Source organism: Streptomyces nodosus, from assembly GCF_008704995.1.
Classification (GTDB): domain Bacteria; phylum Actinomycetota; class Actinomycetes; order Streptomycetales; family Streptomycetaceae; genus Streptomyces; species Streptomyces nodosus.
Genome location: NZ_CP023747.1, coordinates 5701095 through 5715857, shown reverse-complemented (window position 1 = coordinate 5715857; position 14763 = coordinate 5701095). Strand labels below are relative to the sequence as shown.

10 protein-coding genes are annotated in these 14763 nt (G+C 68.5%); 6 read left to right on the top strand and 4 right to left on the bottom strand.

The window, feature by feature from the left end:
* Positions 1-159: 159 nt before the first annotated feature.
* Positions 160-792: a TetR/AcrR family transcriptional regulator gene (locus tag CP978_RS25675; protein WP_079162314.1), complete on the top strand. Its 633-nt coding sequence runs from the start codon at positions 160-162 to the stop codon at positions 790-792.
* A gap of 22 nt (positions 793-814) precedes the next feature.
* On the opposite strand, the gene CP978_RS25670 is transcribed toward CP978_RS25675, so the two are convergent.
* The gene (locus tag CP978_RS25670) at positions 815-2023 is read right to left on the bottom strand and encodes a hypothetical protein (protein ID WP_079162313.1); all 1209 of its coding nucleotides are present in this window, start codon (positions 2021-2023) and stop codon (positions 815-817) included.
* Between the two features lie 550 nt (positions 2024-2573).
* Here CP978_RS25670 and CP978_RS25665 point away from each other — a divergent pair.
* The 3 genes from CP978_RS25665 (at position 2574) to CP978_RS25655 (ending at position 5225) form a co-directional block, all read left to right on the top strand.
* Entirely contained in the window at positions 2574-3323 is a 750-nt protein-coding gene (locus CP978_RS25665) for an ABC transporter ATP-binding protein (RefSeq protein WP_043444689.1), read from the top strand.
* Positions 3324-3601: 278 nt separating this feature from the next.
* Positions 3602-4630: a DUF7224 domain-containing protein gene (locus tag CP978_RS25660; protein WP_144401491.1), complete on the top strand. Its 1029-nt coding sequence runs from the start codon at positions 3602-3604 to the stop codon at positions 4628-4630.
* 31 nt (positions 4631-4661) lie between these two features.
* Entirely contained in the window at positions 4662-5225 is a 564-nt protein-coding gene (locus CP978_RS25655) for a hypothetical protein (RefSeq protein WP_144401490.1), read from the top strand.
* 142 nt (positions 5226-5367) lie between these two features.
* On the opposite strand, the gene CP978_RS25650 is transcribed toward CP978_RS25655, so the two are convergent.
* The 3 genes from CP978_RS25650 to CP978_RS35810 form a co-directional block, all read right to left on the bottom strand.
* Entirely contained in the window at positions 5368-6411 is a 1044-nt protein-coding gene (locus CP978_RS25650) for a MerR family transcriptional regulator (protein ID WP_043444686.1), read from the bottom strand.
* Complete coding sequence (locus tag CP978_RS25645; RefSeq protein WP_311775065.1) at positions 6405-7091, bottom strand: HEAT repeat domain-containing protein; 687 nt, start codon at positions 7089-7091, stop codon at positions 6405-6407. The genes CP978_RS25650 and CP978_RS25645 overlap by 7 nt, the downstream gene beginning before the upstream one ends.
* A 527-nt stretch (positions 7092-7618) precedes the next feature.
* Entirely contained in the window at positions 7619-8908 is a 1290-nt protein-coding gene (locus CP978_RS35810) for a hypothetical protein (protein ID WP_052454278.1), read from the bottom strand.
* A 339-nt stretch (positions 8909-9247) separates the two neighbouring features.
* Between CP978_RS35810 and CP978_RS25630 the strand changes: the two genes are divergently transcribed.
* A complete protein-coding gene (locus tag CP978_RS25630) occupies positions 9248-13990 on the top strand; it encodes an RHS repeat-associated core domain-containing protein (RefSeq protein WP_150478310.1) in 4743 nt (1580 codons plus the stop codon).
* Positions 13991-14014: 24 nt separating this feature from the next.
* On the top strand, positions 14015-14563 hold the full coding sequence (locus tag CP978_RS25625) for an SMI1/KNR4 family protein (RefSeq protein WP_043444682.1): 549 nt from the start codon (positions 14015-14017) through the stop codon (positions 14561-14563).
* Positions 14564-14763: the final 200 nt, after the last annotated feature.

The following is a 14763-nucleotide window of genomic DNA, read 5'->3' as shown; positions in this document are numbered from 1 at the left end:
CCGAACGAAGACCGCGGCACTCCCCACTCGTCAACCATAGACACATCTGTCACCGAGTGACAAGTAAGTCAACGAGAGACGGCTTCCGACTCCGAACAAGGGCACCCGACCCGCAACGCACCCGCACCCCGCACCCGCACCCCCAGAAACTGACACTCGATGACAAAACTGGCAGGCTATGATGACGAAATGGTGGATGCAGCTACCAAGCTGGAAGGCAGCGGAATGCGCGACGTCGCCCGACGGGCCGTCCGGGCCGAGATTGCCGCGACGGCGATGGAGCTCTTCTTGGCCGAGGGCTACGAGGAGACGACGGTCAAGCAGATCGGGGCCGCGGTCGGAATGGCCGGCAGGACCCTGTTCAGGTACTTCGACACCAAGGAAGACCTTGTCATCGGCGGGCTCATCGAACTCGGCGCCGATGTCGCCGCAGCGCTCGCGCGCCGGCCTGCTGATGAGGACCCGTGGAACGCGCTGCGGCACGCCCTGCAGGTGTGCGTCGAGTCCATGGAAGGTGACGAGCTCGGGCTGCGCCGGGCGACGATGCTCGCCAACACCCCCTCACTTCGCACCGCCATGCTCGACAAGCAACTGCGCTGGCAGCAGATGCTGGTCCCCCACATCGAGAACCGTCTGCCCGGCCCCGAGCAGCTTCGCGCACTTCAGTCGCGTGCGCTGGTCTCAGCGGCCTTGACCTGCCTCGACGTCGGAGCGACGGTGTGGACCGAGGTGGAGGGCAGCCAGCCTCTGACGCATCTGGTCGATGCCGCGTTTGCGGCCGTCCGCACCTGAGGCGCCGGAACAAAGTCGCAGGTCAGGATCCCCGTTGGATGCTTCCCGAGGAAGGCGGGGTCGGCGTGGCAGCAGTCAGTGCGCCGAGCACATAGGGCAGATCCTCGCTGCCCGCGCCGATCAGTACACGCGCACCGGGCACCGGTCCGTCCAGGGCCTCGCACTCGGCGATGACCACGGATTGCGGCTTCTCCGCCCCGCCCGTCCGCAGATACCGGCCGAGCCTCAGCCGCAGCGGGTCATCCCGGTGCGGTAGCCGCACCCGGGCCAGACACAGAGCCCCGGGGAAAGGCCGCACCCCGAAGGTGCCGGTCCCCGTCGCCGGTCCGGGTACGACGGCCAGTCCCCGCGGGCCGGTCCGCAGCCACCCCGTGGACAGCGTCTGCCATGGGCCCGGTCCCCACACGGTGCCCAGGAAGCGGCGCTCGTCCACCGACGCGACGGGCTCCATCCGCTCGAGTGCCGGCAGCCTGCGCCGCACCAGCCGGTACGCCCAACGGGCCATGCCCACCGCGCTCACCGCACCCACGACACCCGCGGTCCACGCCATCGTCCAGGGCGCATGCACGACGAACATCGCGCCGAGCGCCCCGCCCAGACCTGCCAGAGTGAAGGTCACCCCTGGCACCGTCGTCTGCCACGGCCAGTTCAACCGGGACACGCCCCCGCGCACGATCCGCCACAGCCCCGCCCACAGGCACGCCGCACCCAGCCCGGCGAGGACCGCCCCGCATGCGGCGGGCACCACGGACTCCCAGCCCGGGTGGTGCGCCGTGCGCAGCGTCCGCCGTTCACCGCCCGCCGACACCTCCAGCAGCCGTACCGAATCACGCCACCAGTACAGGGTTGCCTTGCCGTGCCCGTCGGCGGCTTCGACGAGCTTCTGGTCGTCATGGTCGATGTCCAGGCTGAGGGCCAGGGTGCGCCCGCCGGACCGGCGGAACTCGAACCGGTAGCGGGCCCCGGTCTTCTTGTTCAGCCTCAGCTGTACATCGCCCACCGCCACATGCTCCGCCCGCAGGCAGAACGGCTCCGGGTACCGGTCCCCGCACACCTTCAGACTGCCCGTGTCCCGCCCCCGGGCGTCGTGTATCTCCAGGCGTGAGAAGTCGAGATCGGCAGAGCGATCGTGCTCCGCGTTCCGCGCCAGCTGCCACGCCGCCCCCAGCAGCACGACGGCCAGCACCACCCGCACCGTCCCCCACACCACGTCATGCACCCGCCCGCGCACAGGCCACACCCCCCTGGCCCCGACGCCCCTCGCGCCGGTACGGCCGATCGGAAGTCTGCCACCAGCAGGTGTCGGGCAGATGATCAGCGCCCCCGATGAGCATGAGCGCCCGGAGGTCGGCCGTATCACGCGACAGGCACACCGACCTCGTCGAAGACACCGTTCTCGACCTGGAGTTGATCACAAGTGGATCACGTCCACAGGAGATTCTCATCTGTGGTCTGAATCAGATGTGAACCTTGGGTGTCCGCCTTCGGGCCGAACTCCGGAGACGGACAGCGAGGCCGATCGGGTCTCGTGCGGCCCGGCTTCCAGCCCAGCAAGACCGACACCGCGTCAGCCCCGACGATCGTCGACTTCTACGGCTGCCGGACCGCGGACCACGGTTCTGGCAGCGAGTCGACCAAGGCCAGTCCCACGGAAAGCTGACCGGACGCTGTCGGCAGCGGACCGATGCCAAGCATGGCACGCGTCCATATGTGGTGATTTGAGGTATGTCAGCGCCCGCACCGAGCAGGTGCGGGCTTTCCCCCGTCAGAGAGCACGCACCATGCCCATCGGCTTCCACTCGGCCGCATTCGGCTATCGCCGTCGCAGTCCGGTCATCGAGGACTTCACCTTCGCCTTCCCTCGCGGCCGGACCGTGTTCCTCGGCCCCAACGGCGCCGGCAAGTCGACGGTCCTGTCGCTGGCTGCTTCGGTGCTACGCCCGCAGTCCGGCACCGTGGTCCACGGCGGGCGGAGGACCGACCGGCGGGGCGACCTTGCCGAATTCCGTCGGCGCATCGCCTGGCTGCCCCAGCACATCGAGTCGGTTCCCCGACTGACCGCCCGCGAACAGGTCGCCTATGTCGGCTGGCTGAAAGGCATGAATCGCCGAGACGCCTGGGACGCCTCTCACGGCGCTCTCCAGCGGGTGGAACTCGCCGACTTCGCCGACCGGAAGGTCCACCGGATGTCCGGTGGACAGCAGCGCCGGGTCGGCGTCGCGCAGTCACTGGTGCACGAGGCCGAAGTCCTTCTGCTCGACGAGCCGACCGCCGGCATGGACCCGCGCCAGCGACGCGTCTTCCACGAGATCCTCGGCGGGCTCGACCAACATGTACTGCTCTCCACTCACGACGTCGCCGATCTGGAGGACACCTACGACCACGTGGTCGTACTCAACGGCGGGACTGTCCGCTTCGCGGGTGCGGTACGCGAGTTCCATGCCCTGGCCCCGCCCGGCACCGCGCCGGGTCGCCTCGCGGAAGCCGCCTACTACGTCACTGTCGAGGAAGAGGCGGCCGCATGCGCTTAGCAACAGCACTGCGGACCACCAGCGTCGTCTGGGTCGCTCCTCTGGTCTTCGGATGGGTGTGGCTGGTCAGCAGTCATGAGGCCGCGAACGAACCGGCCTACTGGGCCGGCAACACTGCTCTGGTCGGGCACACCCTTCCCTTTTACGCCCCCGCTTGCGCGGCCTGCGCAGCCTGGGAAGCCGGACGGCTGAGGAGGGCAGAGGTCCATCGGCTGGCGCCCGTGCGAGGCAGATACGCGATTGCGATCAGCGCGCTGTGGCCCGTGGTACTCCTCGGAGTGGCGGCGGTCGTGGTCTGTCTGGTGACCGTGCGCCTGGCGACCGGCGCGGCATTTGACTGGCCGCACCCGGGCGTGCTGGCCATGGCCGGATACCTCATCACCGTCCACACCGTCCTCGGCTACGGGCTCGGCATGCTGCTGCCGCGCGTTCTGGCCGCACCACTGCTTCTTGTCGTCGACTACCTGTGCCTCGTGATGCCCGTCACGATCGTCGACCCTATGTGGCTGCGGGAACTCACCGGATGGCTCGACGCCCCCTACGGGGACATCACCACCACCATGAACCCGGTGGCGCTCGTCGTACCGATGGTGCTGGCCACGGGCATCCTGGCCGCTGTCCTGATCAGTGCCGAGATCGCGCGGTGGCGTCGCCCCCGCGTGGTACGCGTCGGCGCCGCAGCCACCGCATTCCTGGTCTGCCTGAGCGTGTTCACGGTCTCAGCCGTGCTGCCCGTGCGTGACTGGAATGGAGACCCGCCGCCGCGCGCCCGCACGGACTCGCCCGTGTGCACGGACGGTTCCCCCAGGATCTGCGTCCCGGTAGAGGCGGCGGACAGCTTGGAGCCGCTGGCCGCTGCCGCGAAAGAGGTCGTGCCGCGCCTCGTCGACGCAGGCCTGGAGCCTCCGGAGGAACTCGCGTTCGTCTCCGAGGCAGCCGACATCGATACGCGGACATGGAGGCTGTTCCTCTATCGGGACATGGGCGACGTGGACATGAAGGCAAGCATCGCGGCGTCGGCGCTGCCACCGATCCCGCCGTGCCCCGAGACGTCCGACGTCCGAAGCGGCCATGCGGGCACGCTCGCGGCCTGGCTCATGGTCAAGGCAGGCATGGGCGTCGACGAGATCCAGAGCCAGTCCAGTCAGAAGTTGGCCACCGACCCCCAGATCATGCCCGTGGTGGACAGGGAGACGAAGCTGTCTCCTGAGAGGCAACTGTCGTGGTTCACACGCAACGTCACCTTGCTTCAGCAGTGCAGACCTGCTCCGGAAACCATGCCGACCTTCGTCAAGACGGGAGCGTGATCCGATGCGCATATGGCTGAGAACCCGACAGTTGCCGGTCCTCGCCGCCGCTCTCGCGGCTTATGCCGCGCTGACCGCGGCAGCCGGTGACACTCTGGTCGATCTTCCCTCCCTGGGCAGCGACGCCGCCCGCCCCCTGGTTCTCTTCGCCCCGCTTTTCGCCTGCATAGGGCTGGTGGTCTGCCTCAGCAGCAGACTCCCCGCCGCCGAGGCGTCGGGCAGTCGTCCCGTTTTCCGCTTCGACCAGGCACTGATCCTGGTCACCGTCCTGACCACGGTTGCCGTGGCGTATGCCGTGACGGTGTTCCTCGACGCCCAGACTGCGAACATCGCCGGCCGCAATACCGCGTTCCTGGTCGGGCTGATGCTCTGCGCCCGCCGGATAGCGGGTCATCAGGTGGCTGCCATCGCGCCCGTCGCATGGGTGATCACGATGATGCTCATCGGCAACTCGGGCGGCAACGGTCAGGCTCATCCGTGGACGGTCATCCTCATGCCCCCGGACCACATACCTGCCGCCATCACAACCGCCGCGATGCTGGCCCTCGGCACAGCCTCGGCCCCGGCCGCCCCGATATTCCGTGACGCAAGCTGAGTCGGCAACGCCCTCCGGGAAGGCTCACCGCCCGGCTCAACCTCTTCTGACCTGCCTCGTCAAGCCCTTTGGTGTGACGTCATGAGGAAACCGGCCGGTGGCATGTATCGATGTCCGGCTCATGCCACCGGTCCTGGACCGACTACGGAGGCAAACCCTCCTCGCCCCGGTCTTCGGGAGACCGCTCGTCGAGAAGCGTGGCGAAGGCCGAGGCGACGAGGGCGACGGCGCGGTCGTCGTCGTGGGCCAGTCGGTGAAGGACCTGCCGCGCGGTGGTCCCCGACAGCTCGACCAGCGCCTGGGTCAGACGTATCCGCGTCGCGGAGTCCGCGGTGGGCGCGGCGAGTTCACCGGTCAGTGCGGTCATGATCCGGTCCGCGCACCCGGGGTCCCGGGACAGCGTTCCCAGGACCTCCGCCGCTTCGACGTCGTTGGAACCTTCGACCACCATGCCGACGAGTGTCGGCACGGCCCCGGTCACGCCCCGCCTGCCCAACGCCAGAGCGGCAGGCCTGTGCACCCTTGTGTCCGGATCCCCGAGCGCATCCGCGAGCACCGCGGTCGCCCCCGGAGCCTCGGCCATCTCGGCGATCGCCAGCACCGCGCGTCGCCGGACCTCGGCGTCCTCCGCATGCACGCCGGCGGCCAGTGCCGCCACACCGTCGCCGCCCGACCGGGCGAGCGCCCAGCGCAGGGCGCCCGCGACATGCGGGTCGGATTCGGCCAGGACCGCCCCTGCCAGCAGTTCGGCGGGAACCGACATGACCTCCGGCCGGGTCAGCACGGCCTGCTGCCTGCGCGCGGCACTGGTCGAGCCGAGCCCCTGCATGAGTTCGACGATGCGCAGGACGTCCTGCCAGCCGGTGGGTGCTGAGGCATCGACGGCGCGGAGCCGCTCCAGCAGTTCCTGTTCCCGTTCCAGGCGGTCTTCCGTCCACCGGATGAGGTCGCTGACCAGGGCGGACGGCGTGAAGTCCGGGTCCTCCAGCGCGCGCCCGATCTGCTTGAGCGAGAGCCCGAGGGACCGCAGGCTCTCCACGTGGAAGATCCTGCGGACATCCTCGGCGCAGTACTCGCGGTAGCCGCCGACGGTGCGACCCGTCGGTCGCACCAGCCCCAGGGCGTCGTAGTGCCGGAGCATCCGGGGACTCACACCCGAGTGGCGGGCCACCTCACCGATCAGCATTCCGCGGTCTCCGCGGTGGCGGCTCGTTCCGGGCCGAGGGCCACGACCCGCTTCGCCTCGTCGACGGCCGCGTCAAAGCCGGTCTCCGGATTCCGCCGCAGCACCTCGGTGGCACCGGCGTGCGCGGCCACCGCCGGATCGGAGCTCGCCGCGGCCCTCGCCAGGGCAAGCTCGCTCACATCGCCGAGGTCGACGAGGGCCCGGCTCAGACTCAGCTGCGTGCTGCGGTCGCCGCGGCCGAGCTGCGTGACCAGCTCGTCGACCAGGCCCTTCTTCTCGTCCTCGGGCACAAGGACGACCGCGACGCGCCACGCGGTCCGCGCGACCTCGTCTTCGGCGTCACGCAGCAGATCACGCGTGATCCAGGCCCATGCACTCCTGTCGCCGATCTTGGAGAGCGTGTGCAACGCCTGGCTGCGGGCCCGAGCGCGCTCGGAGTCCAGTTCCCGACGCATCCGCGGCAGGGTGATCTCCGGCGGAAGACGGGTCAACGCCCAGGTCAGCATGTCCCGCACAAAGAAGTCGGGCTCGACCGCGCACCGCTCGACGAGCGCCTCCAGAAAGCCGACCTCGGGGTTCGAGCCGACCACCAAGGCCGCCTGAAGCCGAACCGAAGAGTCCACAGCGCTCAGGGCGTCGACCAGGCGGGCGTTCTGCGAGGTTCCGTCTGTCGTGTTGATCGAAACCACCTCCTGCCACCCAGGGGACACCTTGCCACCATGTCAAGGTCAAGCCCGTGACCGGCGCCCACGCACCCCGCCGCGCGAGGCCGCAGGTGAACCCGCAGGGCAGCGGCCCCGACTTCACCGGCTCCAGAATCGCCACGCGCTCCACATAGAAACGGGCTACGACAGCCAGCTCACTAGCGCGCCCGACGACTCCACATCACCACTCGCCGCGCCTGGGCTGTGGGTTGGGGCTGATGACCTCGCTACCCGTCCCCTCGAAGAGGCCATGATACGGATACAGGTTGAGCGTGTCCGAATGAGATGACAGCTACAAACGGTTAGAGCTAGAGCCAAGAGTGGTCAGGCAAGAAACAGTCGGCCGCAACTTTGTCGTACCAATCGCTCCGGACAAGCCACCTCCCAACGGCACGGGTGATCAGCTGGGATCGTCCCTTCTGCGCCCCCATTCGTCCTTGCCTCCAGGGCCTCAGCGTCCGGCCGCCCAGACATACGGGCGGCCGGACCGGTATCACACGCTGTCACACGCGGAGCGCCACGCAGTGTCGCAACAGCGGCTCCAGGCGCCATTGGGTGTCCTTGCGGTCTAATACCTGAAGCGCGTCAAGACAGTTGACGATCCACCGCGCCTCGTCCTCGTCCTCGTCCTCGATCTTGAGCGCCACAGCGGTCACCGCGCCCTCCAGATCGAACGCGCCGTCCTTGAACTCGTCATCGAGGGCCCGGTACCCACCGGCAAGTAGCGGGTCAGCGTACACGCCGGCCGCCTCGACGAAGGAGCGGGCCTCAGCCCGGTCCGTGCGGAGATCCGCCAGACGGCGCAAAACCTCATCGGGATCGCCCAGTTCGCCATGCAGGTGATGTGCTCGGTTGACCAGGAGCGGCCAACCGCCCGTCAACTCATGGAGTCGATCCAGACGGTCCTCCGTGTGGAACATGTTGACACGCTGAGCCCAGCCTCGCAGGCTGCGCCGGTCGTGGCGACGCAGCACCACAGGGGCGGCCGAGGTGGGTTCGGTTCCCATCAGCAATGTGCGCCACAATGCCAGCTGGTTGGTGTCCGTAACGAGAACGGCCGCGCGGGTGACCCCCGGGGTGCTGGGCAGCAGCGTCTCGGCCAGGTCGACGGCCTCTCGGCAGGTCTCAGGCCGCACCGGGTCACGATCGCCGCCCAGCGGCCCGGTGTCCCGCCAGCATTCCGCGAGAGAGTTCCGAGTCATGGCGTAGTGACCCCATGTGCGCAACCGCGCACTGGAGCAGAGGACACCGCGCACCGTGTCGAGGAGACCGAGCAGTCCCGCCCGTAGGTCATCGTCGTGCGTGCCGCCCATGAGCGAGGGGAAGGACACGGGAACAAAGGGGCTGAGCAGCTGCCCCCGTGCCGCCGTCAGAAGATGGTCGGCATACGCCGTCAGCTCGTCGCGCCCGGCCGCCTCCAGGGACGGGTAGTGAACGTCGACCACGACATGCCCGTCTTCATTGATCCAGCGCTGACGCGTACGTAGGCGGTGGAGCTGATGCGCGCGCATTGACTGACTGGCCACGTCGTGCAGATCGCCCGAGCCGCCCTCGCCCGACCGGAACGGCACGGCCTTCTGCCTGGGCGACACCCGCCGGGCTCCAGATGGGCCGGCGGGGTGGCGGAAACAGTTCACCTGAGCATTCTGCGAGGCGACCGAAAAGGTCCCCTCGACCTTGGCGGTCGCGAAGTCCCCGATTGTGACAGCGATCCCGCCCTCGCCGGGCTTGGCTCGCAGCCGCTCGACCTTTCGCCCGGACATGTCGATGCCGAGCTCCTCGACACCACGCATCGCGAGCGGCGGGGCGCGACCGGCCCGGGGTCCCGACCCCGGGCTCCGCGGTCCGCCCACGTCCCCTGCCAGCGTTGCCGGCAGATCCACGGCGGGGCCTTTACCCTGCGGGAGCATCTCCGCCGACGACTCGTCGTACGACGCGGCGACGGACTCCCCGAAGTAGCCCTCTTCATCGAGCAGGCGTCCACCGTACGGCGGTCACCGGCCGAAGCTCGACAGTTTCCGGCGCGGCGGCCGACACGGGAACCAAGCGAACTGATAGTACGTCAAGCACACTGGCTACCAATCATTCGCACGGGCGACGCACACCTGATCGGTTAACGGGGAGCACGGGGGATGGGTTACACAGTCCCGGGTTGGCTGGACGAGATACTCGACTTCATCGGGATCAACTTCCCGAACGTGGACGAGGACGACTACCGCGAAATGGCCGCGTCCATGCGGGAGTTCGCCGACAATTTCGAGGGCAAGAGCGGCGACGCCCACCAGGCGGTAGCCCGGATCCTGTCCTCCTCGCAGGGCTGGGCCGTCGATGCGATGCAGAAGCACTGGTCGCACGTGAAGGCTGGGCATCTCGACAAGATCCCGGAGCTGGCGCGGCTGTTCGCGGAGGCGTGCGATGTCGTCGCGGACGTCATCTACGGCATGAAGATCAAGGCCGAGATCGAACTCGGTGCGATGGCCGCCTCGGTGGGTATCTCCCTGGGCCTCGCCGCGTTCACCGGCGGCCTGTCGGCGCTGCTGGGCGCTGCCGAGATCACGGCGATGCGGCAGGCGGTGAAGCGGATCGTCGACGAGGCCGCCGACCGCATCGTGGACGAGCTGGTGGCCCGAGTGACCGAACCGGTCAACGCCAAGCTGGAGAAGATGGTCGAGGACGCAGTCCTGGACCTGGCCGATGGCGCGTTCTCGCTACCCCCCGAGCCGGACGCAGGTGGCGGTGGTGGCTCCGGCAAGCACGGCCACGGCGGCATGCAGCTGGCCTCGGCCGGAGGCGGGGCCATGATGCTCGCGTCCGCCGGTGGAGGCCCGGGCCGCGGGGTGGACCTGTTCATCGACCATGTCGAGTTCGAGGACGGCGCCGACAAGGTCTCCCGGCACGGCGGTGACTTGCACAGCGCCGTCACCGACCCGCTGGAGCGGGCCAAAGGCCACTTCGGCCGCACCAAGGGCAAGGACGCCTTCACCGCGCCCTTCGAGTCGGTGCTGGAAGGCGCCCTCAAGGGCTCGGAGAAGGCCGTCAAGAAAGTCGTCAAGCATATCGCCGAGAATGTCCCGGACCGTGTGAAGGCCACCTCCCGTCTACACAAGGGCAACGACATCGACGCCGGCCGCCGGGCCAACAGCGTCCACGTCAATTCCAGCAAGTCAGGCGAACGTTCAGGCGGCCACCACGGCACCCCCTCGTCCGGCCGCAAGCCCGACCCCGGCCTGAAGATCGACTCGTCGAAACTTTCCCGGCAGGCCCGTGAGCTGGACGCCAAGCAGCTGTGCGGCGACCCGATCGACATGTCCAGCGGCCAGATGGTGCTTGCCCAGAAGGATGTGGCGTTGCCGGGTGTCCTGCCCCTGAAACTGCACCGCGCCCATCTCTCCGGCTACGAAGCAGGCCGCTTCTTCGGCCCGTCCTGGGCCTCCACCCTCGACGAACGGATCCAGCAGGACGACGCTCTGGGCGGATACTGGTGGTACCGGGAGGACGGGTCCGCACTCGCCTATCCGCGTATGCCCGACCTGCCCGGCGACCGGGTGGGGCCCGCCGAGGGCGTCCGTCTCCCGCTGACCTATGTGAGCCGCGGCAGCGGTTACGTCCTGACGGTGGAGGATCCGCACTCAGGACTCACGCGCCAGTTCGAAGCCGGAAGGGCGCAGGGCGGACCGTGGTGGCTGGTCGGCGTCGAGGACCGCAACGGCAACCACGTCTCCGTCGAACGCGACGACAACGGTGTGCCGCTCACCGTCACCCACGGCGGTGGTTACCGCATACGCGTCGACCACGACGACCAGCAGCGCATCACCGCGCTGTGGGCCCTCACCGACGACGACCCGGTACGCCTGCGCACCTTCTGCTACGACGCCGAGACCGGGAACCTGGGCGAAGTCCGCAACGCGGTCGACGCACCCACGCGGTTCACCTACGACAGCGCCCACCGCGTGACGGGGTGGCGGGACTCCAACGACACCGAGTTCGCCTACGTCTACGACGCCGGGGGACGTGTGATCGAGACCCGTGGGACCGACGGCGTCCTCAACTCCCGCCTGACCTACGGCGAGCGCCAGGACGACGGCACCAGCACCGCCACGTACACCGATTCACTCGGCGATACGACGATCTACCGGGCCAACCGGCGTGGGCAGATCGTCGCGATCACCGATCCGCTCGGACACACCATCACCCAGACCTGGGACCACCACGACCAACTGCTCTCCCGCACTGACCCTCTGGGTCGTACCACCCGCTGGACGTGGGACGACGCAGGTGCCCTGGTCTCGGTCACGGCTCCCGATGGCACAAGCAGCCACGTGACCTACAACGCGTTGCACCTGCCGGTCCGCATCACCGATCCGCAGGGGGCGGCCTACGTCCAGGACTTCGACGCACGGGGCAACTGCACTGCCCTGACCGGACCGGACGGCTCGGTTCGCCTGTTCACCCATCATTCGACGGGCGCCGTCGCCGTGATCAGCGGGCCCGCGGGCGACACACTCCGTATCGACACCGACCCGGCGGGCCTGGCCACCGTCGTGGAAGACGCGCAGGGGAACCGCACCCGCTATCTGCGCGACGCCCTCGGACGCCCGGCGCGCATCACCGACCCGGTCGGGGCCACCACCACGCTCGTGTGGGACGCGGAGGGCCGACTGCGAGAACGTACCGCGGCCAACGGCGCCACCGAATCCTGGTCGTACGACGGAGAGGGCAACTGCACCGACCACACCGACGCTGTCGGGGGGCGTACGCGACTCGTCCACGGCCCCTTCGACCTGCTGGTCGCCCGCATCTCCCCGGACGGCGTGGAACACCGGTTCCGCTATGACACCGAACGCCGGCTGACCGAGGTGCTCAACCCCCAGGGAGCCGTGTGGAAGTACGTTTACGACGCCGCCGGACAACTGGTGAAGGAGACCGACTTCGACGGGCACGAGACGACATACCGCTACGACGCGACGGGCGACCTGACCGCGCGGACCAACGCGGCGGGGCAGACCGTCGAGTACCACTACGACGCGTCCGGACAACTGATCGAGAAGGTCGTCGACGACCGCAGGACCGTCTTCCGGAACGACGCGTGCGGGCGGCTCGTCTCAGCAGCCGGTCCCGACGGGACACTGGCCTACGCGTACGACGCGGTGGGTCGGGTCATTGCAGAGACCATCGACGGCCGGACACTGACCACGGACTGCGACGCCTCGGGGCGCCGGACACTACGCAGGACGCCCGGGGGCGTCGAGACAACGTACTCCTACGACACGGCCGGCCGCTACGCCGAGCTGTCGCTCTCTGGCCGCACCCTCTCCTTCGAGCACGACGCGGCGGGACGGGAAGTGCTGCGGCACCTCGGCGACCGATTCACCCTCGCCTTCACCTGGCATCCCGTCGGCAGCCTGAGCGGCCAGACACTCACCGTCCACGACACCGCGCAGCCGTCGATCCAGCGCAGCTACACCTACCGTCATGACGGACTCCTGACCGGCATCACCGACCGGGACGCTGGCCGGCGCTCGTTCCTCCTGGACCGGGCGGGACGGGTCAGCGCCGTAGAGGCCGGACGCTGGAGCGAGAGCTACGCCTACGACGAGACCGGAAACCAGACGCGGGCGACCTGGCCGGAGAAGCATCCCGGCAGTCAGGCGCGAGGAACGCGCAGCTACGCCGGAACGCGCCTGATCAGCGCCGGCAACGTGCGCTACGAGCACGACGCCGCCGGCCGGTGCGTGCTCCGGCAGGTCAAACATCTCTCCCGCAAGCCCGACACCTGGCGTTACACCTGGGACGCCGAGGACCGGCTCGTCTCCGTCGTCACCCCTGACGCCATCTGCTGGCGGTACCTGTACGACCCCCTCGGGCGGCGCATCGCGAAGCAGCGTCTGTCCGCAAACGGCGCTGTCACCGAGGAAACCCGGTTCGTCTGGGACGGCTCCACGCTGGTGGAGCAGACCACCGGGGTCAGCGGCGCGGCCGAACTGGTCACACTCACCTGGGACCACGACGGCCAGGCACCTGTCACGCAGACCGAGACCAAGTCCCTTGCGGACGCTCCGCAGGACATCATCGACCAGCGCTTCTTCGCCATCGTCACCGACCAGATCGGCACTCCCACCGAACTCGTCGACGAGGAGGGCAGGATCGCGTGGCGCACCCGCACGACTCTCTGGGGCTCAACTACCTGGAACCACGACGCCACCGCCTACACGCCGCTCAGGTTCCCGGGCCAGTACTACGACCCCGAGACGGGGCTGCACCACAACTACTTCCGTCACTACGATCCGGAGACCGCGCGCTACCTGACCTCGGACCCCCTTGGCCTGGACCCCGCGCCGAACTCCTTCGCCTACGTCGACAACCCGCACACGCTGTCCGACCCGCTGGGCCTCACTCCCTGCGACGAGAACGACGTCACGTGGGGCGGCCGGGTCCGCTACGGTGCGCCCGGTCCCGGAGGCCGCACCACGACCATGCGCGCGACGATCGAGTCCGACATGACCGGCGGCAAGACCGATCCCCGGGTCAATGTGCCCGGTTACCAGAAGTACAAGAAGCTCAACAAGACGCACTTGCTCGGCGCTCAGATCGGCGGCTCCAACCGGGACCCCCGCAACTTCGTCACCATGCACCGGTTCGCCAATTCGCCGGTCATGCGGAAGATCGAGGACCAGATCAGGGAAGCGGTCGACAAACATGGTGAGACGATCGAGTACACCGTCACGCCCGTCTACCGCACGAACAACCCCGCCGATGTCATTCCGCTGGGGCTCACCGTCGAGGCCCGGGGCAACAAGGGATTCACCTTCACTCCCTACGAGGGCGGCAGCAGTACCAACATCGTCACTATCCTGAACGTCCCCAAACGCATATGACGCCCCCAGGGAGACAAGCCCCTCATGCACCCCGCTGTAGCCAGGCTCATCGAGATCGTTCCGCCGGGCGGTCCCCGGAGGACCCGTGACTGGAACGCTGTCGAACGGGCGCTCGGCACGCCGTTGCCGGAGGACTACAAGGAACTGGTCGAGGTCTACGGAGGCGGCGTCTTCGACGAGACGGTATGGCTGTTCGACCCGGAGTGCCCTGACGAGGACTACAACCTCGTGGACCAGTCCGCGGAGCGGGAGAAGGTGCTCGCCCGGCTGTGGCAGACCGAGCCGAAGCCGGCGGAACTCGACCGGCCGGGTACGCGGGTCCTGTCCTGGGCCTACATCGAGGACAGCGGTGCGATGCTCTACTGGCTCGCCGGGCCGGGGCAGAGCCCGGACGAGTGGACCGTGCTGTTCAACGAGGGGCGCGGTCCCGAGTGGGAGCACCACGCCACTCAGTGCGCCTCCTTTCTCCTGGCCGTCCTGACGGGAGAGTCCGAGAGCTCGTACTTCCCCGACCTGCCCGCCGACAGCCATCAGTTCGACTCAAACGACGAGATCCTCGGCGAAGAGGACTGAGGGACCCTGGTTGCCGGGCCCGTGGCACCCCGTTTAAGGGAGGGTCCCTGCCTCCACTTCGGCGATCCGCCGGACATGGACAGGAAGCCGGAACCGTGGACCACGGTGGTAAGACCGTGCAGCACGAGGGCACCGGCGAGCGTGCGCAGCGGGTACAGCCCCTCGCTCGGCAGCGGAGCAGGAGACGACCACCGTCGGCG